22 protein-coding genes and 4 tRNA genes are annotated in these 21,036 nt (G+C 63.2%); 17 read left to right on the plus strand and 9 right to left on the minus strand.

Features of this window, described 5'->3' with window-relative positions:
* Positions 1 to 152: 152 nt before the first annotated feature.
* Positions 153 to 228, minus strand: a tRNA-Thr gene (locus tag PC358_RS17500).
* A 70-nt stretch (positions 229 to 298) separates the two neighbouring features.
* Positions 299 to 709, minus strand: coding sequence for a pilin (locus tag PC358_RS17505; RefSeq protein WP_033701422.1), 411 nt, complete (start codon positions 707 to 709; stop codon positions 299 to 301).
* 217 nt (positions 710 to 926) lie between these two features.
* Here PC358_RS17505 and PC358_RS17510 point away from each other — a divergent pair, with 217 nt between their 5' ends.
* Genes PC358_RS17510 through yacG form a run of 4 tightly spaced genes read left to right on the plus strand, consistent with a single transcriptional unit; the run spans position 927 to position 3,821 of the window.
* Positions 927 to 2,132 (plus strand): type II secretion system F family protein, encoded by a 1,206-nt coding sequence (locus PC358_RS17510; protein WP_033701424.1) that lies wholly within the window; start codon positions 927 to 929, stop codon positions 2,130 to 2,132.
* Between the two features lie 2 nt (positions 2,133 to 2,134).
* A complete protein-coding gene (locus tag PC358_RS17515; RefSeq protein ID WP_033701425.1) occupies positions 2,135 to 3,001 on the plus strand; it encodes a prepilin peptidase in 867 nt (288 codons plus the stop codon).
* Positions 3,001 to 3,624 (plus strand): dephospho-CoA kinase, encoded by a 624-nt coding sequence (gene coaE / locus PC358_RS17520; RefSeq protein ID WP_033701427.1) that lies wholly within the window; start codon positions 3,001 to 3,003, stop codon positions 3,622 to 3,624. Before PC358_RS17515 ends, coaE begins: the two co-directional genes overlap by 1 nt.
* Positions 3,621 to 3,821, plus strand: a complete 201-nt coding sequence (yacG, locus tag PC358_RS17525) for a DNA gyrase inhibitor YacG (protein ID WP_033701430.1) — start codon at positions 3,621 to 3,623, stop codon at positions 3,819 to 3,821. Before coaE ends, yacG begins: the two co-directional genes overlap by 4 nt.
* A 172-nt stretch (positions 3,822 to 3,993) precedes the next feature.
* Here the strand turns inward: yacG and PC358_RS17530 are convergent, their stop codons facing one another.
* Positions 3,994 to 4,677, minus strand: a complete 684-nt coding sequence (locus PC358_RS17530; RefSeq protein WP_033701431.1) for an energy-coupling factor ABC transporter permease — start codon at positions 4,675 to 4,677, stop codon at positions 3,994 to 3,996.
* A 109-nt stretch (positions 4,678 to 4,786) separates the two neighbouring features.
* On the opposite strand from PC358_RS17530, the gene PC358_RS27935 reads away from it, so the two are divergent.
* The 4 genes from PC358_RS27935 to PC358_RS17550 all read left to right on the plus strand — a co-directional run bounded on the left by PC358_RS27935 (position 4,787) and on the right by PC358_RS17550 (position 7,319).
* Positions 4,787 to 4,948: a hypothetical protein gene (locus tag PC358_RS27935; RefSeq protein WP_167334466.1), complete on the plus strand. Its 162-nt coding sequence runs from the start codon at positions 4,787 to 4,789 to the stop codon at positions 4,946 to 4,948.
* Between the two features lie 55 nt (positions 4,949 to 5,003).
* Complete coding sequence (locus PC358_RS17540; protein WP_033701434.1) at positions 5,004 to 5,633, plus strand: DUF1780 domain-containing protein; 630 nt, start codon at positions 5,004 to 5,006, stop codon at positions 5,631 to 5,633.
* Between the two features lie 132 nt (positions 5,634 to 5,765).
* Positions 5,766 to 5,939, plus strand: coding sequence for a DUF3094 family protein (locus tag PC358_RS17545; protein WP_013970765.1), 174 nt, complete (start codon positions 5,766 to 5,768; stop codon positions 5,937 to 5,939).
* 84 nt (positions 5,940 to 6,023) lie between these two features.
* On the plus strand, positions 6,024 to 7,319 hold the full coding sequence (locus PC358_RS17550; RefSeq protein WP_033701435.1) for an NAD(P)/FAD-dependent oxidoreductase: 1,296 nt from the start codon (positions 6,024 to 6,026) through the stop codon (positions 7,317 to 7,319).
* A 142-nt stretch (positions 7,320 to 7,461) separates the two neighbouring features.
* On the opposite strand, the gene PC358_RS17555 is transcribed toward PC358_RS17550, so the two are convergent.
* From PC358_RS17555 to rluD, 6 genes are all read right to left on the minus strand, one after another.
* Positions 7,462 to 7,537 (minus strand) — tRNA-Lys (locus PC358_RS17555).
* Between the two features lie 6 nt (positions 7,538 to 7,543).
* A tRNA-Pro gene (locus PC358_RS17560) sits at positions 7,544 to 7,620 on the minus strand.
* 4 nt (positions 7,621 to 7,624) lie between these two features.
* A tRNA-Asn gene (locus PC358_RS17565) sits at positions 7,625 to 7,700 on the minus strand.
* A gap of 422 nt (positions 7,701 to 8,122) precedes the next feature.
* The gene (clpB, locus tag PC358_RS17570; RefSeq protein WP_033701436.1) at positions 8,123 to 10,687 is read right to left on the minus strand and encodes an ATP-dependent chaperone ClpB; all 2,565 of its coding nucleotides are present in this window, start codon (positions 10,685 to 10,687) and stop codon (positions 8,123 to 8,125) included.
* A gap of 160 nt (positions 10,688 to 10,847) precedes the next feature.
* The gene (gene pgeF, locus PC358_RS17575) at positions 10,848 to 11,588 is read right to left on the minus strand and encodes a peptidoglycan editing factor PgeF (protein WP_033701437.1); all 741 of its coding nucleotides are present in this window, start codon (positions 11,586 to 11,588) and stop codon (positions 10,848 to 10,850) included.
* Entirely contained in the window at positions 11,585 to 12,547 is a 963-nt protein-coding gene (gene rluD, locus PC358_RS17580; RefSeq protein ID WP_033701534.1) for a 23S rRNA pseudouridine(1911/1915/1917) synthase RluD, read from the minus strand. The genes pgeF and rluD overlap by 4 nt, the downstream gene beginning before the upstream one ends.
* Positions 12,548 to 12,694: 147 nt before the next feature.
* Between rluD and PC358_RS17585 the strand changes: the two genes are divergently transcribed.
* The 9 genes from PC358_RS17585 to PC358_RS17625 all read left to right on the plus strand — a co-directional run bounded on the left by PC358_RS17585 (position 12,695) and on the right by PC358_RS17625 (position 21,035).
* Complete coding sequence (locus tag PC358_RS17585) at positions 12,695 to 13,714, plus strand: outer membrane protein assembly factor BamD (protein WP_033701439.1); 1,020 nt, start codon at positions 12,695 to 12,697, stop codon at positions 13,712 to 13,714.
* Positions 13,715 to 13,808: 94 nt separating this feature from the next.
* On the plus strand, positions 13,809 to 14,039 hold the full coding sequence (locus tag PC358_RS17590; RefSeq protein WP_033701440.1) for a PP0621 family protein: 231 nt from the start codon (positions 13,809 to 13,811) through the stop codon (positions 14,037 to 14,039).
* A gap of 252 nt (positions 14,040 to 14,291) precedes the next feature.
* Positions 14,292 to 15,056, plus strand: coding sequence for a FadR/GntR family transcriptional regulator (locus tag PC358_RS17595; protein WP_033701441.1), 765 nt, complete (start codon positions 14,292 to 14,294; stop codon positions 15,054 to 15,056).
* A 90-nt stretch (positions 15,057 to 15,146) separates the two neighbouring features.
* Positions 15,147 to 16,349, plus strand: a complete 1,203-nt coding sequence (locus PC358_RS17600; protein ID WP_033701443.1) for an ABC transporter substrate-binding protein — start codon at positions 15,147 to 15,149, stop codon at positions 16,347 to 16,349.
* A 65-nt stretch (positions 16,350 to 16,414) separates the two neighbouring features.
* Positions 16,415 to 17,275, plus strand: a complete 861-nt coding sequence (locus PC358_RS17605) for a branched-chain amino acid ABC transporter permease (protein WP_033701444.1) — start codon at positions 16,415 to 16,417, stop codon at positions 17,273 to 17,275.
* A 2-nt stretch (positions 17,276 to 17,277) separates the two neighbouring features.
* Positions 17,278 to 18,297: a branched-chain amino acid ABC transporter permease gene (locus tag PC358_RS17610; RefSeq protein ID WP_033701446.1), complete on the plus strand. Its 1,020-nt coding sequence runs from the start codon at positions 17,278 to 17,280 to the stop codon at positions 18,295 to 18,297.
* Positions 18,297 to 19,049 carry an ABC transporter ATP-binding protein gene (locus tag PC358_RS17615; RefSeq protein WP_033701448.1) on the plus strand — a complete coding sequence of 251 codons (753 nt, stop codon included), beginning with the start codon at positions 18,297 to 18,299 and terminating at the stop codon, positions 19,047 to 19,049. The genes PC358_RS17610 and PC358_RS17615 overlap by 1 nt, the downstream gene beginning before the upstream one ends.
* The gene (locus PC358_RS17620; protein ID WP_033701449.1) at positions 19,049 to 19,744 is read left to right on the plus strand and encodes an ABC transporter ATP-binding protein; all 696 of its coding nucleotides are present in this window, start codon (positions 19,049 to 19,051) and stop codon (positions 19,742 to 19,744) included. Before PC358_RS17615 ends, PC358_RS17620 begins: the two co-directional genes overlap by 1 nt.
* Before the next feature lie 13 nt (positions 19,745 to 19,757).
* A complete protein-coding gene (locus PC358_RS17625) occupies positions 19,758 to 21,035 on the plus strand; it encodes a Zn-dependent hydrolase (RefSeq protein WP_033701450.1) in 1,278 nt (425 codons plus the stop codon).
* The last annotated feature ends 1 nt before the right edge of the window (position 21,036 follow it).

Consider the following 21,036-nt stretch of genomic DNA (forward strand, 5'->3'; position numbering starts at 1 on the left):
CTTCCTTGTCGAACCGAGATATCCCTAACCATATCCCTAAATCGCGTAGATGCCCAGAGACAAAACGAGACAGACAGAAACAGCAAAGCCCGCACTAGGCGGGCTTTTCTGGGTGTTTAGTAGACAGTCATAGACTTCTGGAAACTGGTCTCTGGTGCCGGAGACAGGAATCGAACCTGCGACCTTCGCGTTACGAGTGCGCTGCTCTACCGACTGAGCTACACCGGCGTGTAGCGCAACGTACCACTGCCGCACCCGTTACGCAAACCCCTGTTTCCCCTCGTTTATTGCCCTGCCCTCAAGCCCCTTTGCAACCACTCGGCGCGAGGTCTTCCTCGATGTTGGTGGTGCAGCCCCACCCAGTAGCCGAGCGGGTCAGGGTCAGGGCTTTGCCAACCACGGTGGCCGGTGCATCCACCAGTGTGCACACAATGCTCCCGGTGCCGGCAGCTGCGTTGCCGCTGGCGGTAATCGCGCAATGCGCTGTCGCCGGTTGCCCACCCAGCGCGCCTACATCCGCCACATCCTTGCCTTCATTCAAGCGCAGGTCCATGGCTGTCTTCAGCGCTGAAATCTCCAGCAACCCGGCTGCGGCCTTGGTGCGGGACTGGTGGTTGGTGTACATCGGTATGGCGATGGTCGCCAGAATGCCGATGATCGCGACAACGATCATCAGTTCGATCAGGGTGATACCGCGTTGCCCTTTCATGAACGTTTTCCTTGTTTGATACGCATACACATTGGGGTCACTCTCGGCCCCAGGCTGGCAGCGGCGCAGTAGGCCTGAACAGACACCTTTTGTCACCCCTGCCCGCCTGGGCGTCATCTTCGCTGAACTACTCTAGTGAGCATCAGGGAAGCACGCCCTCTCATGGACACGGCAAGCTGTTTCGAGGCTTGTCGTGCGGGCAAAAAAGGACCTTTGCATGAACCCTTCGATACGTCTTTACGCCTGGCAGGGCACCAACGCTGATGGCCTGGCCGTCAGTGGGCAAATGGCTGGGCGCAGCCCGGCTTATGTGCGCGCCGGGTTGCTGCGCCAGGGCATTCTGGTGGCGCGTTTGCGGCCTGCTGGGCGGGCGTGGCGTTGGCCGAAGCGGCGGGAGAAAACCGACCCGGCGGGTTTCAGCCGGCAGCTGGCGACTTTGCTGAAAGCCGGGGTGCCGCTGCTGCAGGCGTTCGAGGTGATGGGGCGCAGTGGCTGTGATGCGGCGCAGGCGGCGTTGCTGGCTCGATTGAAACAGGATGTGGCATCGGGGCTGGGGCTGGCGGATGCGTTGCAGCGCCACCCGGGGTGGTTCGATACGTTGTACTGCAACCTGGTGCGGGTGGGTGAGCAGTCCGGCACGCTCGACCGGCAGTTGGAGCAGTTGGCGGGCATGCTGGAACAGCGCTTGGCCCTGCACAAGAAGTTGCGCAAGGCGATGATCTACCCGCTGCTGTTGTTGCTGACCGGGTTGGGCGTTTCGGCGGTTTTGTTACTGGAGGTGATCCCGCAGTTTCAGAGCCTGTTCGCGGGGTTTGATGCGGCACTGCCGGCCTTTACCCAGTGGGTGATCGACTTGTCCACAGGGCTGGGGCGTCATGCACCGGTGTTGCTGGTAAGTGCGGTGCTGTTGGCGGTGGCTGCGCGCGAGCTTTACCGCAAGCACAGGCCGGCGCGCTTGTGGATAACTCAGCGGGTGTTGGGCCTGCCGGTGTTCGGCAAGCTGCTGGGGCAGGCGGCGCTGGCGCGTTTTGCGCGCAGCCTGGCAACGTCTTATGCCGCTGGGGTGCCGCTGCTGGATGCCTTGGGGACGGTGGCCAAGGCCAGTGGTGGCGAGCTGCATCAACAGGCGATCCAGCGCTTGCGCCAAGGCATGGCCAATGGGCAGGGGCTGAACCAGGCGATGGCGGCCGAACCGCTGTTCCCGCCGCTGCTGGTGCAGCTGGTGGCCATCGGTGAGTCCAGTGGCACGCTGGACCAGATGCTGGAAAAAGCCGCCAGCCACTACGAGGAACAGGTCAGCCAGGCGCTGGACCAGTTGACCAGCCTGCTGGAGCCGGCCATCGTGCTGGTCCTGGGCCTGCTGGTTGGCGGCCTGGTGGTGGCGATGTACCTGCCGATCTTCCAGCTGGGTAGCTTGATCTGAACATGACTTTATGGACCTTCCTGGCGATGGAGCCGGCTTACTTCATCACCCTGGCGACCGTGCTCGGCCTGTTGGTGGGCAGTTTTCTCAACGTTGTGGTGTACCGCCTGCCGATCATGCTGGAGCGCCAATGGCAGCGTGAGGCACACGAAGTGCTGGGGCTGCCGGTGACCGAGCACGAGCGCTTCGACCTGTGCCTGCCGGCCTCGCAGTGCACGCAATGCGGGCACCGGATACGGGCGTGGGAAAACCTCCCGGTGCTCAGCTACCTGGCGTTGCGCGGGCGCTGCTCGGCCTGCAAACAGCGCATCAGCGTGCGTTACCCGTTGGTCGAGGTGGGTTGTGCGCTGCTGTCGATGGTGGTGGCCTGGCGCTACGGGGCCAGCGTCGAGGCACTGGTGCTGCTGCCGCTGACCTGGAGCTTGCTGGCTCTGAGCTTGATCGACCATGACCAACAACTGCTGCCCGATGCCATCGTGCTGCCGGGGCTGTGGCTTGGGCTGATCGTCAATTACTTCGGGGTATGGGTGCCCTTGCCCGATGCCGTATGCGGCGCGGTGGTCGGGTACCTCAGCCTGTGGACGGTGTACTGGTTGTTCAAGCTGGTTACCGGCAAGGAAGGCATGGGCTATGGCGACTTCAAGCTGTTGGCGCTGCTCGGCGCCTGGGGTGGCTGGCAGGTGCTGCCGCTGACCTTGTTGCTGTCGTCGGTGCTTGGGGCGCTGGTTGGGGTGTACCTGCTGCGGGTGCGCAAGCATTCCATGGGTACGGCCATGCCATTTGGGCCCTATCTGGCAATTGCGGGGTGGATTGCCGTGCTCTGGGGTGATGAAATATACGCCTCTTACATGCAACTGCTTGGATTCTGATGACCACTGCAGCTTTCACCCCTTGGATTCTGGGCCTGACCGGCGGAATCGGCAGCGGCAAGAGTGCCGCCGCCGAGCGCTTCGTCGAGCTTGGCGTGCACCTGGTCGATGCCGACCAGGCGGCGCGCTGGGTGGTCGAGCCTGGGCGACCGGCGCTGGCCAGCATTGTCGAGCGCTTCGGCCCTGGCGTGCTGCTGGACGATGGCCAACTCGACCGCGCGGCCTTGCGCCAGCTGATTTTCGCCGACCCGGCGCAGCGCCAGTGGCTGGAGGCGTTGCTGCACCCGCTGATCGGGCAGGAGATTTTCAGCTACCTGGCCAAGGCCGAATCGCCTTATGCCGTGTATGTGTCACCCTTGCTGATCGAGTCTGGCCAGTATCGCAAGACCCAGCGCGTGCTGGTGATCGATGCGCCGCAGGCGTTGCAGATGGAACGTACGCTGCAGCGGGACAACACCAGCCCGGAGCAGGTGCAGGCCATTCTCAATGCGCAGCTGGCACGTGAAGAGCGGCTGCGCCATGCCGACGATGTGGTGGTCAATGACCGCGACCTTGCCGCGTTGCACGAGCAGATCGACCGTCTGCATCATTTTTACCTGACTTTACGAGGAGGCCAGCCATGAGCCAGCCATTGACCGTCGACTGCCCTACCTGTGGCGCACCTGTGGAATGGAACGAGAAAAGCACGTGCCGGCCGTTTTGCTCTGATCGCTGCAAGCTGATCGACCTGGGGGCCTGGGCGGCGGAAGAACACAAGATCGCGGGGTCGGAAGAGTCCGGGGATGAGCTGTATTCGGGGGACCTGGAGCCGCGGCACTAAGCCTCTGTATTGGCCATCTGAATTGGCCTCTGTAGGAGCGGCCTTGCGTCGCGAAAGGGCTGCGCAGCGGCCCCGGCAATATTTGTGGTGGCGCTGAAACCGGGGGCCGCTGCGCGGCCCTTTCGCGACGCAAGGCCGCTCCTACAGGGGTCGTGCAGCGGGACGGGGCCGGTCAATGTTCGTCTTCTTTCCACGGCGCCTGCAGGTACCGCGTGCGGTTGAACGTTTCCAGCCACTCCGGGCAAAACACCACCAAAGCACTGATCACCATGCCGTTGATGAACGCCTCGGGGAACATCATCAGCCACAGGTAGCCGACAAAGTCACTCAGCCACTCTGGCATGGCAAAGCGCCCGTCCAGCCACAAAATCCCCAACCCGGCCAACACACACACCAGCACCGTCAACGCTGCCGGAAAAAACCCTGAACAAAAGATATACACAAACAGGTTTCGCGGTTGCGCACGTTCGACCGCCATGGCGCACAGTTCGGTAATCAGTACCGGCAGGCCAATCAACAGCAGGCCGTTGACGCCCAGCGCCGCCAGGTCCTGACGCCCCAGCGCCAGCAACCCCAACTGCGCAAGAAAGCCGCCCAGCACCGCCAGCGGCCAGTCCAGCAACAAGGTGACGGCCGTCATGCCGATGAAGTGATACGACACGCCCGTATCAAAATCGCGCCTGACCAACCACAGGGCAAACAGGCAGAACACCGTACCAAACAGCAGGTGCTGGCGGCGCCGGTCGGTGAACAGCTCTACCCAGCGGGCGCGGCTGGCCGCCCAGAGCAACAGCGGCACGTAACCCAGCCAGCCCAGCGTGAGGCTGGTGCCTGACAACACCTGTGCACTGATCACCTGGTAAATACCCCTTTCAGCCTTGTGGATAAAGTGAGTCTACACCCATTCTCCCGTTCATCCGGCTGCGGTAGGCTGGCGCCTCCCCGCGATGCAGGACGCATTCAAAATGCCGGAAGGGACCAACCTCGCACTGCTGCTGGCAGCGCTGCTCAACGCTGTGATCGGCCTGTTGCACCTGGCCATTATCGTGGTCAGCTCGCTGGTCTGCCTGGGGTTTGGCCTGGTGCACTTGCTGGGGGTGGTTCAGCAATGGCCGGTGTTGAGCTGATTTCTACGCACAAACAGCATCTTACCGTCATCGATTAGCGTCTAAGCTTGTCTGCATGGATGACTCAGACTACCTGCGCCTGCTTACCATCCAGGCCGAACAAGCCAATGCGTTTCTGTCCAATGCACGCAAATGGGAGCGTGAGCGTTGGGTATGCCAACGCCTGCTGCAAGGGTTGAACATCCCCTACCGCAGCGAAGACTTCACCCCGGCCGGCCAGGAGCCGCCGGATGTGCTGTTCCGCGATGCGGCATTCGAGGTGTTCTTCGTGCTGGACGAGGGCCGCCGCCTGAACGATGAGTGGCGCGAAGAGCTGCAGCGCCGGCGCGGTGCGTTTTCCCTGGCGCAACTGGTGCGCCGCGAAGCACGCCCGCGGCGGATCAGCGCCACGGAGCTGCTCGGGCGCCTGGCGCCGACCTTGCGCAAAAAAGCGCACAACTACCGCGAACGCGGGCTGGAGCTGAACGAGCTGGACATCATCGCCTTCGCCAGCCTCAAGCGCGAAGTGCTCGACCTCAACACCCACTTCCCGCCCCCTACCGAATACCTGCGCCAAGGTTGGCGCTCGTTGTCGCTGGTCGGGCCGACTTTCGCCCGGGTGTTGTTCGCCCACCCCGATGCGCCTGACTTTTTACGCGGCAACCTGGGGCGCAGCATCGTCTTCGATGTGGGCATCAGTCTTTGATCCAGTGCAGCGACTCTTTGCGATGGCGTACACTCGGCGCCAGCGATAGAACGCATTATCATTTGTTCCAAGCGCTTGCACGAACGCTGTAGCGTTTGTGCAGTCACATACGTCTATCTGACGAGGCCCACCATGACCAGCCGACTGAACCCGGAAGATCAGCGTCGTGTCGATGAGTATCTACGAGCCCCCCAGCACCAAGTCGAGCGCAGGCCCTTCCGGCCATGGCTGCTCCTGGTGCTGGTGGTGGCCGTGACCATTGGTCTGGGCCTCATTAGCCGCCTGTTGAGTGGACTGGTGCTATGAGCTGCCTTGCGCTCGCCCTCTCCTCATGCAGTTTGCGACCGGCCCCCAGGGCCAAGAATTCCGTAAACCTTATGAGATATCCCCATGACTCATCGCATCGTGATTGTCGGCGGCGGCGCCGGCGGCCTGGAACTGGCGACCCGCCTGGGTAAAAGCCTGGGCAAGCGCAAGCAAGCCGACATCACCCTGGTCGACGCCAACCTGACGCACATCTGGAAGCCACTGCTGCACGAAGTGGCAGCCGGCTCGCTGAACTCCTCGGAAGATGAACTGAACTACGTGGCCCAGGCCAAGTGGAACCACTTCAACTTCCAGCTGGGGCGTATGAGCGGCCTGGACCGTGAAGGCAAGCAGATCCAGCTGGCCGCCACCCTCGACGAAGAGGGCCGCGAGCTGGTGCCTGCGCGCACGCTGAGCTACGACACCCTGGTCATTGCCGTGGGCAGCAACACCAACGACTTCGGCACCCTGGGCGCGGCGCAGCATTGCCTGTTCCTGGATACCCGCAAGCAGGCCGAGCGCTTCCACCAGCAACTGCTCAACCACTACCTGCGTGCCCACGCCGGTGACGTGGCCAGCGAACAGATCAGCGTGGCCATCGTCGGCGCCGGTGCTACCGGTGTGGAGCTGGCCGCCGAGCTGCACCACGCCGCCCACGAACTGGCCGCCTATGGCCTGGATCGCATCCAGCCCAAGGACATGCACATCACCCTGATCGAGGCTGGCCCGCGGGTATTGCCTGCGCTGCCTGAGCGCATCAGCGTGCCAGTGCACAAGACCCTGGAAAAACTCGGGGTGAAGGTGATGACCAATGCGGCGGTCAGCGAAGTGACCGAGGATGGGCTGAAAACCAAGGACGGCGAAGTGATCCAGGCCAGCCTCAAGGTGTGGGCGGCCGGCATTCGTGCACCGGGCTTCCTCAAGGACATCGATGGCCTGGAAACCAACCGCATCAATCAGCTGGTGGTGCGCCCTACCCTGCAGACCACCCGTGACGACAACATCTTCGCCTTTGGTGACTGCGCCGCGTGCCCGCAACCGGGTACCGACCGCAACGTGCCGCCACGGGCACAGGCTGCACACCAGCAGGCTTCGATGCTGGCGCAAAGCCTGAAGGCGCGGCTGGAGAACAAGGCGCTGCCGACGTATGCGTACAAGGACTACGGGTCGCTGGTATCGCTGTCGCGCTTCTCGGCGGTGGGAAACCTGATGGGCAACTTGATGGGGAGCGTGAAGCTGGAAGGCTGGCTGGCGCGGATGTTTTATGTGTCGTTGTACCGCATGCACCAGATGGCGCTGTACGGGTTCTTCCGCACGGCGATGATGATGCTGGGTAGCAAGATTGGGCGCGGTACTGAGCCGCGGTTGAAGTTGCACTGACAGAATGCTGGGGGCGCTTTGCGCCCCTTTCCGACCGGTCCGGCGCCCCGGCAAGGCCGCTCCTACAACAGATGCCGGAGCGGCCCTTGTAGAATTCGAGGCAAAAGAAAAAGGGCATCTCTGTCGAGATGCCCTCTTTACATGGTGGGTCGTGTAGGATTCGAACCTACGACCAATTGGTTAAAAGCCAACTGCTCTACCAACTGAGCTAACGACCCTGAAAATGGTCGGGGTGAGGGGATTCGAACTCCTGACATCCTGCTCCCAAAGCAGGCGCGCTACCGGACTGCGCTACACCCCGAGATTGGCTCCGCGACCTGGACTCGAACCAGGGACCCAATGATTAACAGTCATTTGCTCTACCGACTGAGCTATCGCGGAACTGAACTTCGGTACATCTTTACTGCTTCGAAGTCTGTGTTAGCTTCGATCTCTTTGGCTATCCGCTTTCGCGTTGTCGCTGCTGAGGCCGGCTATTCTACATTCTTCGTTTTGCTTGTCAACCCCTTTTTTTCATTCAACTTACTGATTTGTAAGTTGTTTTGCTAACACCGATGTTGCTGGTGATTCGCTTAGTGCCTGACAGCGGGGCGTATATTAGGTGCACTCGATTTTTGATGCAAGCAAATTTTTCAAAATTTTCAGCAAGTTATCAAAAAAAGTTGGAAGGCCCCGGTTTTACGGGGTCCAGGCCGGCCTATGCACGGGCAAACCCGCCCCCACAGGGGCTGCGGCAGGCTGTAAAAAACCCTTAGCCATAAAAAAGCCCCGCATGTGCGGGGCTATTTTTTTCGCCAGCGGGATCAGGCAAACACGATTTCTTCGCCTTCCACCCGCGCAGTAATCGCTGTACCTGGCAAGAATTTGCCAGAAAGGATCAACTGCGCCAGTGGGTTTTCGATCCAGCGCTGGATCGCACGCTTCAGTGGCCGTGCGCCATACACCGGGTCATAACCGACTGCGATCAGCTTGTCCAACGCCTCAGGGCTCAGGCTGAGCGACAGCTCACGCTCCAGCAGGCGGCTACGCAGGCGGCCCAACTGGATCTCGGTGATGCCGGCGATCTGCTCGCGGCCCAGGGGCTCGAACACGACCACTTCGTCGATCCGGTTGATGAACTCCGGACGGAAGTGCGCACCCACCGCATCCATCACCGCCGCACGCTGTGCTTCGCGATCACCCACCAGCTCCTGGATCTGCGCCGAGCCCAGGTTGGAGGTCATCACGATCACGGTGTTGCGGAAGTCCACCGTACGGCCGTGGCTGTCGGTCAGGCGGCCATCTTCAAGCACCTGCAGCAACACGTTGAACACGTCTGGGTGTGCCTTCTCCACCTCGTCCAGCAGCACCACCGAGTAAGGCTTGCGCCGTACCGCTTCGGTCAGGTAACCGCCCTCCTCGTACCCTACATAGCCGGGTGGTGCACCGATCAGGCGAGCCACGGAGTGCTTCTCCATGAACTCGGACATATCGATGCGCACCATGGCCTCTTCGGTGTCGAACAGGAACTCGGCCAGCGCCTTGCACAGCTCGGTCTTGCCCACACCGGTCGGGCCGAGGAACAGGAACGAACCACTGGGCCGGTTCGGGTCGGACAACCCGGCGCGGGAACGGCGCACGGCGTTGGCCACGGCAGTCACGGCTTCGTGCTGGCCGATCACGCGCTGGTGCAGCAGGTCTTCCATCTTCAACAGTTTCTCGCGCTCGCCTTCGAGCATCTTGGCAACCGGGATGCCGGTCCACTTGGACACCACTTCGGCAATCTCTTCCTCGGTGACCTTGTTGCGCAGCAGCTGGTTTTCCGACTTGCCGTGCTGGTCGACCATCTGCAGGCTGCGCTCCAGGTCCGGGATCACCCCGTACTGCAGCTCGGCCATGCGGCTCAGGTCGCCTTTACGACGGGCGGCTTCGAGCTCCTGGCGGGCCTGCTCGATCTTCTGCTGGATCTGCGCCGAGCCTTGCACTTCGGCTTTCTCGGACGCCCAGATCTCTTCCAGGTCGGAATATTCACGCTCCAGCCGCTCGATTTCCTCGTGGAGCTTTTCCAGGCGCTTCTTCGCGGCTTCGTCTTCTTCCTTCTTCAGCGCCTGGGACTCGACCTTCAGCTGAATCAGGCGACGGTCCAGGCGGTCGAGCACTTCCGGCTTGGAGTCGATCTCCATGCGGATGCGGCTGGCCGCTTCGTCGATCAGGTCGATGGCCTTGTCGGGCAGCTGACGGTCGGTGATGTAGCGGTGGCTGAGCTTGGCCGCAGCAATGATCGCGCCGTCGGTGATGGCCACCTTGTGGTGCACTTCATAGCGTTCTTTCAGGCCACGCAGGATGGCGATGGTGTCTTCCTCGCTCGGCTCTTCCACCAGCACTTTCTGGAAGCGCCGCTCCAGGGCCGCGTCCTTCTCGATGAACTGGCGGTATTCGTTGAGCGTGGTGGCGCCAACGCAGTGCAGCTCGCCACGGGCCAGGGCCGGCTTGAGCATGTTGCCCGCGTCCATGGCGCCCTCGCCTTTACCGGCGCCGACCATGGTGTGCAGTTCGTCGATGAACAGGATGATCTGGCCTTCCTGCTTGGACAGCTCGTTAAGCAGCGACTTCAGGCGCTCTTCGAACTCGCCGCGGTACTTGGCGCCGGCGATCAGTGCACCCATGTCCAGCGCCAGCAGGCGCTTGCCTTTGAGGCCATCGGGCACTTCACCATTGATGATGCGCTGGGCCAGGCCTTCGGCGATGGCGGTTTTACCCACGCCAGGCTCACCGATCAGCACCGGGTTGTTCTTGGTACGGCGTTGCAGCACCTGCACGGTACGGCGGATTTCGTCGTCACGGCCGATCACCGGGTCAAGCTTGCCTTCTTCGGCACGCTTGGTCAGGTCGACGGTGTACTTGTCCAGGGCCTGGCGCGACTCTTCGGCGTTGGCGTCGTTGACTGCCGCGCCGCCACGCAGGTTGTTGATGGCGTTTTCCAAGGCTTTTTTGGTCACGCCCTGGCTCAGCAGCAGCTTGCCGAGCTTGCTGTTCTCGTCCATGGCGGCGAGCAGCACCAGCTCGCTGGAGATGAACTGGTCGCCCTTCTGCTGGGCCAGGCGGTCGGCCTGGTTGAGCAGGCGCGCCAGGTCCTGCGACATGTTCACGTCGCCTGTCGGGTTCTGGATTTTCGGCAGTTGGTCGAGTTCTTTCACCAGTGCCTGGCGCAGGCTGTTGATGTCGAAGCCGACTTGCATCAGCAGCGGCTTGATCGACCCGCCCTGCTGTTCAATCAGCGCCTGCACCAGGTGCAGGGGCTCGATGGCAGGGTGGTCCATGCCAACCGCCAGAGACTGGGCATCGGATATTGCTAATTGAAGCTTGCTGGTTAAACGGTCTATTCGCATGGGGATACCTTCCTGTAAGGGCAGGTCGGAGCGATGGACAGCACCTTTAATGAAGAAACCTGCCTGAGATGACCTTATAGATAAGGCTTATTCTGGAAGTTTCAAGCGTAGCGGGGTTGACGGAGATCAACCTGATGGATTAGCGGCGTGGCCGGAGCAGTCAGCGGGGGGCTAACCAGACCAGTGAGGCAAACCGCCCACCTTGCGGGGTGCGGCGATACGAGAAGAACCGCTGATCGCTGACCGTGCACAAGCCACCGCCATACACAGCCGTCACCCCGCGCGCCGCCAGGCGAATACGCGCCAGCGCATAGATGTCGGCCATCAGCTTGCCCGGCCGCGCACCCGCAACAAAGGCAGCCGCTGCCTCCGGGTGCACCGCGGTAAAGGCATCACGTACTTCCAGGCCCACTTCGAACGCCTGCGGGCCAATCGCCGGGCCCAGCCACACCAGCACGTCTTCAGCCGGCACGGCCAAACGGTCGAGGGTCGCTTCCAGCACTCCGCCCGCCAACCCGCGCCAGCCGGCATGGGCCGCTGCCACACGGGTGCCTGCACGGTCGCAGAACAGCGCAGGCAGGCAATCGGCAGTCATCACGGTGCAGGCGATGCCAGGCTGGTCAGTCCAGCTGGCGTCGGCCTCGGCCACCACGGCCGGGTCGGCATCCGCCACTGCCAGGCCATGCACTTGCTTGAGCCAGGCAGGCTGGATGGCGAACGCATCGCTCAGGCGGTGGCGGTTTTCGGCGACGGCGGCTGGGTCATCACCAACGTGATCACCCAGGTTGAAGGTGTCAAAGGGCGGCAGGCTGACGCCGCCCTGACGCGTGGTGACACAAGCGCGAACCGAAGCCGGGGCCGGCCAGTCGGGCAATAGCAGCGCCTGCGTCAGACCACTCATCCGATAAAGCTCTCGCGGTCTTCGTTCAGCAGCGTCAGCAACCAGAGGAAGTCATCCGGCAAGGGCGATTCCCACTTCATGACTTCACCGGTAATCGGGTGGGCCAATGCCAGGAAACGCGCATGCAGCGCCTGGCGCGGGAAGGTCTTGACCGCCTCGACCATGGTTGGGCTGGCAGCCGGCGGAATGCGGAAGCGCCCACCGTACGTCTGGTCGCCGACCAGCGGGAAGCCAACGTGGGCCATGTGCACACGGATCTGGTGGGTACGGCCGGTTTCCAGCTTGACCCGCACGTGGGTGTGCGAACGGAAGCGCTTGAGCACACGGTAGTGGCTGACCGCCGGCTTGCCGCCGTCGGTTACCGCCATGCGCTGGCGCATACCGCCATGGCGACCGATCGGGGCGTCGATCTTGCCGCCGGCGGTCACCACACCAATCACGATGCACTCATAGATGCGGCTGACCTTGCGGCTTTGCATCTGCTCGACCAGGCGGGTCTGCGCTTGCAGGGTCTTGGCCACCACCATCAGACCGGTGGTGTCCTTGTCCAGGCGGTGCACGATACCGGCGCGTGGTACGTTGATGATGTCTGGCACGTGGTGCAGCAAGGCATTGAGCAAGGTACCGCTGGCATGGCCCGCGGCCGGGTGCACAACCAGCCCGGCAGGCTTGTTGATCACCATGATGTGGTCGTCTTCGTAGACGATATCCAGCTCGATGTCTTCTGCGATCCACTCGCCCTGGGCCTCTTGTTCGGCCTCCAGAACAAGCACAGAGCCACCATAGACGGTGTCTCGAGGGCGCACGACGGCGCCATCGACCGTCAGGCGGCCCTCTTTGATCCACGTAGTAAGCCGCGAACGCGAGTACTCGGCGAACAATTGGGCGGCGACCTGGTCGAGGCGTTGACCGCCCAGATCGGACGGTACCTCTGCGCTAAGTTGAATGATCTCGGACATGCTCGATTCGGCGGGCGCACAGCCTTTGGTTTCGGCTGCGAGCTTGTGGTTAAATACGGCTTCTTTTGTCCCGGGGTTGGCCGGGGCGCTCATCATAACAGGACGGCACCGCCCAAGACAGCGGCCGTCAAAGGGACGCAAGCCGCCATGCAAGTGAAACACCTGCTGCTGATCGCCATCCTCGGGCTTACCGCGGCCTGTTCCTCTAACAAGGAAGTCATTGACGAGAACCTCAGCGAAGCCGAGCTGTACCAGCAGGCCCAGGCTGACCTGGATAATTCCAGCTACACCAGCGCGGTGAACAAGCTCAAGGCCCTGGAGTCGCGTTACCCGTTCGGCCGTTATGCCGACCAGGCGCAGCTCGAGCTGATCTACGCCAACTACAAGAACACCGAGCCGGAGGCCGCCAAGTCCGCCGCCGAGCGTTTCATCCGCCTGCACCCGCAGCACCCGAACGTCGACTACGCCTACTACCTCAAGGGCCTGACCTCGTTCGACCAGGACCGCGGCCTGCTGGCGCGCTTCCTGCCGCTGGACATGACCAAGCGTGACCCGGGCGCCGCGCGCGACTCGTACAACGAGTTCGCCCAGCTGACCAGCCGCTTCCCCAACAGCCGCTACGCGCCAGACGCCAAGCAGCGCATGATCTACCTGCGCAACCTGCTGGCTTCGTACGAGATCCACGTGGCCGACTACTACCTGGGCCGCCAGGCTTATGTGGCCGCCGCCAACCGTGGCCGCTACGTGGTCGAGAACTTCCAGGAAACGCCGTCGGTCGGCGACGGCCTCGCGATCATGGTCGAGGCCTACCAGAAGATGCACCTGGACGAACTGGCCGCTACCAGCCTGGAAACCCTCAAGCTCAACTACCCCGACCACCCGAGCCTGGCTGACGGTGAGTTCCAGCCCAAGCAGACCGAGTCTGACGGCCGTGGCTGGTTGTCCAAGGCAACCCTGGGCCTGATCGAGACCGACACCCCGCTGCCGCCGGGCGAAACCCGCGCCAACCAGGACGTGGTCAAGCAGTTCCAGGACGCTCGCGCCGAGATGCCGCAAGAGCTGCTGCCGAAGGACGAAAACGGCGACGTGATCCTGCCGGAAGGCCCGAAAGAAGCCGAACAGGACCGTTCGTGGTTCAGCTACATGACCTTCGGTCTGTTTGACTGAGTGTGTCGAAACGTAGAAAGGGAGGCCTGAGGCCTCCCTTTTTTATTGGCTGCGTCCTAGACTGTGGCCTTCTTCATTCGACAAGCTGGACACCATGGTTCGCCTACTTTTCTGGATCGCCCTGATCGCCGCCGCGTTCTGGCTGTGGCGCAAGTTCAAGATCAGCCAGCAATCGCAACCGGAGCACAAACTCGACGACCCGCTGAAGATGGTGCGCTGCGCCCATTGCGGCGTGCACCTGCCCAATGACCGGGCGCTGCAGCAGGGCAAAGAGTGGTATTGCAGCCAGGCTCACCTGCAACAGGGCCCTGGCCAATCGCGTTGATTCAGTACCGGCCTCATCGCGGGGCAAGCCCGCTCCCACAGTTTAAATGCATGCCTTCAGCGCAGCCAGCCTGTGGGAGCGGGCTTGCCCCGCGAAGAGGCCGGCACTGATGATGCGATCAATCCGATTAACCACATATCCCTCCCCGACCCTTTCGCACCATTTACGACCCCTCCCCCTCCGCCAGCATTGACCCACCCGGGCAAAATTCGCTAAATCCTATTTATCCGCATAAATATGAAAAATAGCGAAATGCTCAAACCCAAACGCAAGCGCCAGAAGCTGTCCGACGTCATCGTCGAATCGGTCAAGCGCTCGATCGTCACCGAGGCCCTGCACCCCGGCGACCGGTTGCCCACCGAGCGCGAGCTGATGGAGCATTTCGAGTGTTCCAAAGGCACCGCCCGCGAAGCGCTCAAGGCCCTGGAAGTCGAGGGCCTGGTCAGCACCCGCACCGGCCCCAGCGGCGGCGCCTACCTCAACGAGGTCGGCACCGAGCCGGCCAGCCGCGCCCTGCGCAACTACCTGCACTTCCAGCACCTGGATGGCGAGCAGGTGTACCAGTTGCGCAAGGTCATCGAGGTGGAGCTGGCCGTGTCGGTCATGGGCCAGCTGAGCGAAGCCGACTACGCCGCGCTGCAAGCCAACATCGATTTTTGTAGCACCCCGGAAGACAGCGAAGAGGGCCAGCGCGAGCAACGCCTGGCCGAGCTGGAATTCCACACCTTGCTGGCGCATCGCTGCCCCAACCCGCTGCTGCGCTTCATGGCGGTGTTCCTCAACGACCTGCTGCGCGACCTGGTGGTGCTGAAAAAGGCCTACCTGCCTAAGCGCCAGCAGTTTGCTGCGGCCAACATCGGCTACCACAAGCAACTGATGCTGGCCCTGCGCGCCAGCGACGAACCCGCCGTACGCCGGCTGATGCACGAACACATGTGCGACGCCGAGCACCACATGACCGCGCTGGAAGGCGAGGTTGCCCGCAACTTCCTGCTGGAGTTCGACCACCACCACTGATCCGCCTGGACAGAGGCCTGCGCACAGGCCCGGCCGCACCCGCTTTGTCATTGCCACTCCTGCCTAATAACCACAACCAAGGAGTTACTCATGCAAAGACGTACCCTGCTCAAGGCAGGCCTTGCCCTGGGTGCCCTAGGTAGCCTCCCGTTGGGAGCGCACCGGGCATTCGCCGACGAACCGCTGACCTTCTACGGGCTCAAGTCCATGTCTGGCCCCTTCGCCAGTTACGGCAAGTACGCCGACATGGGGTCGCGCCTGGCCATCGCCGAGTACCCGCAGCTACTCGGGCGCCCGCTCAAGTACAAAGTCATCGATACCGAAGGCAACGCCGGCAAGGCGGTGCGCAAGGTACAGGAAGCCATCGGCCAGGATGGCGCGCGCTTTTTCCAGGGCTGCACGCTGTCGTCCTCGGCGTTGGCGGTATCGAAGGAAATCCACAAGGCCGGCGGCGTGTTCATGACGCCGGTCGGCGCCGACGAAATCACCGGCAAGGACTGCAACGCCTCGACCTTCCGCTGGTCGGTACCCACCTATGGCGCCATCCGCGAAACGCTGGTGCCGATGATCCGCCAACTGCCGCAGGCCAAGCGCTGGTACACCATCACCCCGCAATACGTGTTCGGTGATGCGTTGCTGGAAAACGCCCGCAAGGTGTTCGCCGAGTTGGGCGTGGAGCACATCGGCAACAGCTACCACTCGCTGCAAGAGCAGGAGTTTTCCGGTTACCTGACCAACGCCATCGCCGCCAAACCCGACGTGCTGGTGCTGCTTAACTTTGGCAGCCAGTCGTCCAACGCGCTGCGCCAGGCGGTGAACTTCGGCATCAAGGACCGCATGAAGGTGCTGCTGGTGTGGTCGGCCGGGCTCGACCAATTCCAGGAGCTGGGCAGCGACGTGCTCGAAGGTGTGTACCTGGGCGCGCAGTACTGGCACCAGGTCGACACGCCACTCAACAAACAGCTGGTTGCCGCCACCCGCAAGGCCTACGGCATCAACCCCAACTACCCGTTGGCGGCCGACTACATCGGCACCAAGGTGATGCTCGATGCCATTACCAAAGCCGGCAGCCTGGACGGCGCCAGCGTCTGTGCCGCCTTGCAGGGCATGCGCTTCCAGGGCCCGACCGGCGAAGAGCTGATCCGCCCGGGCGACCACCAGGTGCTCAAGGACTACTACCTGTTGCGCGGCAAGCCCCAGGCGCAGATGCGCGACGAGGACGACCTGGCCGAAATCATCAGCGCCGGCCGCTCGTTCATCGAAGTCGACCACACCGGTTGCGCCCTGGCCTGAAGCCGCGGCGTTAGTCAAAACCACTCGTACAGGCAGCCGCACCACGCGCTGTCGAGGGCACACTCATGCTCGATTTGTACCTGTTCCAACTGCTTAATGGCCTGGGCCTGGGGATGATCTACTTCCTCATCGCCGTGGGCCTGACGATCATTTTCGGCCTGCTCAACTTCGTCAACTTCGCCCACGGCGCGTTCTTCTTGCTGGGCGCCTACCTGTGCTACACCGCCGTGGCGATTACCGGCAACTTCTGGCTGGCGCTGCTGATTGCCCCACTGGCGGTGGCGGCGCTGGCCTGGGCGGTCGAGCGCCTGCTGATCAAACGCATCTACCACTTGCCGCACACCTTCCAGATCCTCGTCACCCTGGGCATCGCGCTGATCATCCAGGAGGCCTCGGTGCTGATCTGGGGCCCGGTGGGCAAGAACATCGCCGTGCCACCGGAGCTGCGCGGGGTGCTGATCCTCGGTGATTTCATCTACCCGTACTACCGCCTGTTCCTCATCGGCTTCGCCGCGCTGATCGGCCTGGGCCTGTGGCTGCTGCTGGAGCGCACCCGCTTCGGCGCGCTGGTCCGCGCGGGTAGCGAAAGTACCGAAACCGTTTCGCTGCTGGGCACCAATATCTTCCGCCTGTTCTCCCTGACCTTCGCCCTGGGCGTGGGCCTGGCCGGCGTGGCGGGCGTGCTGTTCGCGCCGCTGCGTGGCGCGCAGCCCTTCGTCGGCCCGGAAATCCTCGGCATCGCCTTCGTGGTGGTGGTGATCGGCGGCATGGGCTCGTTCGGCGGTGCGCTGGTCGGCGGGCTGTTGGTGGGGGTGGTGCAAAGCATGATGAGCAGCCTCTGGCCGCAAGGCGCCAGCCTGATGATCTACGGCGCCATGGCGGCGGTGATCCTGGTTCGTCCCTATGGCCTGTTCGGGAGAGCATGACGATGAGCAATAAAACTGCATTGCCCATGGGCCTTGGCCGCACGCCTGCCCTGCTGTTGCTGGTACTCGCCAGCCTGGTGGCGTTGCCGCTGATCTTGCCGTCAGCCACCCTGGCCACCGAGATCCTGATCTTTGCCTTGGCGGCGCTGGCCTGCAACCTGCTGCTCGGCTACACCGGCCTGTTGTCGTTCGGCCAGGGCATCTTCTTCGGCGTGGGCGCCTATGGTGCGGCGCTGCTGATGATCCACCTGAAGTGGGGCATGCTCGGCGCCTTGTTCGGCGCAGCGGTGTTCGGTGCCTTCTTGGCGCTGTTGGTGGGCGCCCTGGCCATCCGCCGCACAGGCATCTACTTCGTCATGCTGACCCTGGCGTTCAGCCAGATGGCCTACTTCCTGGCCTACACCCTCAGCGGCTGGACCGGCGGTGACAACGGCCTGCTCGACGTGCCGCGGCCCAACATCGAAATCGCCGGCCACGTGCTGGTCGACCTAGCCGACCCTCGGCACTTCTATGTGTTCGTCGCGGTGCTGTTCCTGCTGATCTTCGCCGGTGCCCTGCGGGTGATCCGTTCGCCGTTCGGCAGCACCCTGCTGGCGATCCGCGAGAACGAAACCCGCGCCGCCGCCATCGGCTACGACACGCGCCACTTCAAGATCCTGGTGTTCATGCTGTCTGGCGCCATCACCGGCATCGCCGGGGCGCTGTACGCGATGCTGCTGCACTTCGCACCGCTGTCGAACATCGACCTGATGATGAGCGAAAACATCCTGATCATGACCATCGTCGGCGGCACCGGCTCGCTGTTCGGCTCGCTGCTGGGGGCTGGCGCCATCGTGGTGCTGGGCGATGTGCTGTCGGAGCTGTGGCCACGCTGGCTGATGCTGCTGGGGGCGATCCTGATCCTGGTGGTGGTGTTCATGCGCGGTGGTTTGTGGGGCGGGCTGGCGGCACTCGGCAAGCGCTTGCTGGCGTCGCGTACGGCCGATGACAAGGCCCCGGCCAAGACCAAGGAGACCTTGTGATGAGCGATTACCTGCTGGAAACCCGTAACCTGGAGCTGGCCTACGGGCCGTTCAAGGCGGTTGCAGGCGTCGACCTGAAAGTCCGCGCCGGCACCATCCACACCGTCATCGGCCCCAACGGCGCCGGCAAGACCAGCCTGTTCCACTGCTTGACCGGCGAGCGCCAGGCCACCGCGGGCAAGATCCTCTTCAACGACCGCGACATCATCCGCAAGCCGTCCCACGGCCGGGTGGCACTGGGCATGGCGCGCTCGTTCCAGCTCACCAGCCTGTTCCAGAACCTGTCGGTACGCGAAAACCTGCGCCTGGCCGCCCAGGGCCGCGACGGCCTGGGCGCGCTGAACTTCTGGCGCAGCGTGGAGCACAAGCGCAGCCACTGGAACACCGCCGACCAGGTGCTCGAACGCCTGAAGCTCACGGCCCGCGCCGAGACCCTGGCCGGCGAGCTGTCGCACGGCCAGCAGCGGGTACTGGAAGTGGGCATGTCGATCTGTGCCAAACCGACCCTGCTGATGCTCGATGAGCCCACCTCGGGCATGGGCATCGACGATATCCCGGTGATGACCGACCTGATCAGCGACCTGGGCCGCGACCATACCGTGCTACTGATCGAGCACAACATGAGCATCGTCATGTCGATCAGCCAGCGCATCACTGTCATGAGCCACGGCCAGATCCTGGTCGAGGGCACCCCGGAACAGGTGCGCAACGACGAGCGCGTGCGCACCGCCTACCTTGGAGAGGCCGCCTGATGCTCAACGTCGAATCGATCCATTCGTACTACGACAAAAGCCATGTGCTCGAAGGGGTTTCGCTACAGGTCGGGGACGGCGAGCTGGTGACCTTGCTGGGCCGCAACGGCGCCGGCAAGACCACCACCTTGCGCAGCATCCTCGGCATCGTGCGCCCTCGTCAGGGGCAGATCAGTTTCGACGGCCAGCAACTGGTCGGCCGCGAGATCTTCGACATTGCCCGCCAGGGCATCGCCCTGGTACCCGAGCATCGCGGCATCTTCCGCCAGCTCAGCGTCGAAGAGAACCTGAAGATCGCCGTGCGCAAGGGCAGCCGTTGGCAGCTCGATGACGTCTACAGCATGTTCCCGCGCCTTAAAGAGCGGCGGCGCAACGGCGGCTTCGCCCTCTCTGGCGGTGAGCAGCAGATGCTGGCCATCGCCCGCGCCCTGCTCAACGGCCCCAAGCTGCTGATTCTCGATGAGCCCACCGAAGGCCTGGCCCCGGTGATTGTCGACGAGTTGGTGAAGATCCTGCGGCGGATCAAGGGTGAAGGCCTGTCGATCCTGCTGGTGGAGCAGAACCTGATGGTCTGCGACGCCCTCGCCGACCGCCACTACGTACTCGAACAAGGCCGTGTGGCCTACCAGGGCAGCGCCGCGCAGTTCCGCGACGACCCAAGCATCAAGAACCGCTACCTGGCCCTGAGCGCCTGAAAGGAGAATGCCCATGAATACCCGCATCGACCCCTCGCAGCACCTGCTCGGCCAAGGCGCACAGGTCAGCCGCGAGCGCCTCTGGCAATCATTGATGGACCTGGCCCAACTCGGCGCCACCGCCAAGGGTGGCGTGTGCCGCCTGGCGCTGACCGACCTCGACCGCCAGGCCCGCGACCTGTTCGTGCGCTGGTGCACCGAGGCCGGCTGCACCGTCAGCATCGACGCCATCGGCAACATCTTTGCCCGCCGCCCAGGGCGAAACCCGGCCTTGCCGCCGGTCATGACCGGCAGCCATATCGACACTCAGCCTACCGGCGGCAAGTTCGACGGTTGCTACGGGGTAATGGCCGGGCTGGAGGTGATCCGCACCCTCAACGACCTGCAACTGACCACCGAGGCGCCCCTGGAAGTGGTGGTGTGGACCAACGAGGAAGGTTCGCGCTTCCCGCCGTGCATGATGGGCTCGGGGGTGTTCGCCGGTAAGTTCGGCCTGCAGGACACCTTGGACAAGGTCGATGAGCAGGGCTTGTCGGTAGGTGCCGAGCTGGCCCGTATCGGCTATGCCGGCCCGCGCGTGCCCACCGGGCATGCCGTGGGCGCCTATTTCGAAGCGCACATCGAACAGGGCCCGGTGCTGGAAGACCAGCGCACCACCATCGGCGTGGTCCAGGGCTGCCTGGGGCAGAAATGGTTCGACCTGGTGCTGACGGGCGTCGAAGCCCACGCCGGGCCCACCCCGATGCACCTGCGCAAGGACGCGCTGGTTGGCGCCGCTGAAGTGGTCGCGGCGGTCAACCGTGTGGCCCACGCCCATCAGCCGCATGCCTGCGGCACGGTGGGCTGCCTGACCCTGCACCCGGGGTCGCGCAATGTGATCCCGGGCCAGGTGCACATGACCCTTGACCTGCGCCACCTCGACCCCACCCACCTGGCCGCCATGGTCGCCGAGGTACGGGAGGTGATCGAAGCCAGCTCGGCACGGCACGGGCTGCGTTTCGAACTGACGCCGACGGCCGACTTCCCGCCCCTGTACTTCGCCGAACAGTGCGTCGATGCCGTGCGCCAGGGTGCACGCGAGCTGGGCCTGAGCCATATGGACATCGTCAGCGGCGCCGGCCACGACGCCATCTTCCTGGCCGAGTTGGGCCCGGCCGGGATGATTTTCGTGCCGTGCGAAGGCGGCATCAGCCACAACGAAATCGAAAACGCCGCGCCCCAGGACCTGGCCGACGGCTGCGACGTATTGCTGCGCGCCATGTTCCAGGCCGCCAATCAGGGAGCGCATTGAG

The organism is Pseudomonas capeferrum (genome assembly GCF_000731675.1).
Classification (GTDB): domain Bacteria; phylum Pseudomonadota; class Gammaproteobacteria; order Pseudomonadales; family Pseudomonadaceae; genus Aquipseudomonas; species Aquipseudomonas capeferrum.

Coding starts and splice junctions, on each gene's coding strand:
- PC358_RS17615 (WP_033701448.1), top strand. CDS start 18,297: ATGAGCGATTACCTGCTGGAAACCCGTAACCTGGAGCTGGCCTACGGG.
- PC358_RS17510 (WP_033701424.1), top strand. CDS start 927: ATGAACCCTTCGATACGTCTTTACGCCTGGCAGGGCACCAACGCTGAT.
- clpB (WP_033701436.1), bottom strand. CDS start 10,687: ATGCGAATAGACCGTTTAACCAGCAAGCTTCAATTAGCAATATCCGAT.
- PC358_RS17620 (WP_033701449.1), top strand. CDS start 19,049: ATGCTCAACGTCGAATCGATCCATTCGTACTACGACAAAAGCCATGTG.
- PC358_RS17605 (WP_033701444.1), top strand. CDS start 16,415: ATGCTCGATTTGTACCTGTTCCAACTGCTTAATGGCCTGGGCCTGGGG.
- PC358_RS17595 (WP_033701441.1), top strand. CDS start 14,292: ATGCTCAAACCCAAACGCAAGCGCCAGAAGCTGTCCGACGTCATCGTC.
- PC358_RS17610 (WP_033701446.1), top strand. CDS start 17,278: ATGAGCAATAAAACTGCATTGCCCATGGGCCTTGGCCGCACGCCTGCC.
- PC358_RS17545 (WP_013970765.1), top strand. CDS start 5,766: ATGACCAGCCGACTGAACCCGGAAGATCAGCGTCGTGTCGATGAGTAT.
- PC358_RS17600 (WP_033701443.1), top strand. CDS start 15,147: ATGCAAAGACGTACCCTGCTCAAGGCAGGCCTTGCCCTGGGTGCCCTA.
- PC358_RS17590 (WP_033701440.1), top strand. CDS start 13,809: ATGGTTCGCCTACTTTTCTGGATCGCCCTGATCGCCGCCGCGTTCTGG.
- pgeF (WP_033701437.1), bottom strand. CDS start 11,588: ATGAGTGGTCTGACGCAGGCGCTGCTATTGCCCGACTGGCCGGCCCCG.
- PC358_RS17515 (WP_033701425.1), top strand. CDS start 2,135: ATGACTTTATGGACCTTCCTGGCGATGGAGCCGGCTTACTTCATCACC.
- rluD (WP_033701534.1), bottom strand. CDS start 12,547: ATGTCCGAGATCATTCAACTTAGCGCAGAGGTACCGTCCGATCTGGGC.
- PC358_RS17550 (WP_033701435.1), top strand. CDS start 6,024: ATGACTCATCGCATCGTGATTGTCGGCGGCGGCGCCGGCGGCCTGGAA.
- yacG (WP_033701430.1), top strand. CDS start 3,621: ATGAGCCAGCCATTGACCGTCGACTGCCCTACCTGTGGCGCACCTGTG.
- PC358_RS17505 (WP_033701422.1), bottom strand. CDS start 709: ATGAAAGGGCAACGCGGTATCACCCTGATCGAACTGATGATCGTTGTC.
- PC358_RS27935 (WP_167334466.1), top strand. CDS start 4,787: ATGCCGGAAGGGACCAACCTCGCACTGCTGCTGGCAGCGCTGCTCAAC.
- PC358_RS17540 (WP_033701434.1), top strand. CDS start 5,004: ATGGATGACTCAGACTACCTGCGCCTGCTTACCATCCAGGCCGAACAA.
- coaE (WP_033701427.1), top strand. CDS start 3,001: ATGACCACTGCAGCTTTCACCCCTTGGATTCTGGGCCTGACCGGCGGA.
- PC358_RS17585 (WP_033701439.1), top strand. CDS start 12,695: ATGCAAGTGAAACACCTGCTGCTGATCGCCATCCTCGGGCTTACCGCG.
- PC358_RS17625 (WP_033701450.1), top strand. CDS start 19,758: ATGAATACCCGCATCGACCCCTCGCAGCACCTGCTCGGCCAAGGCGCA.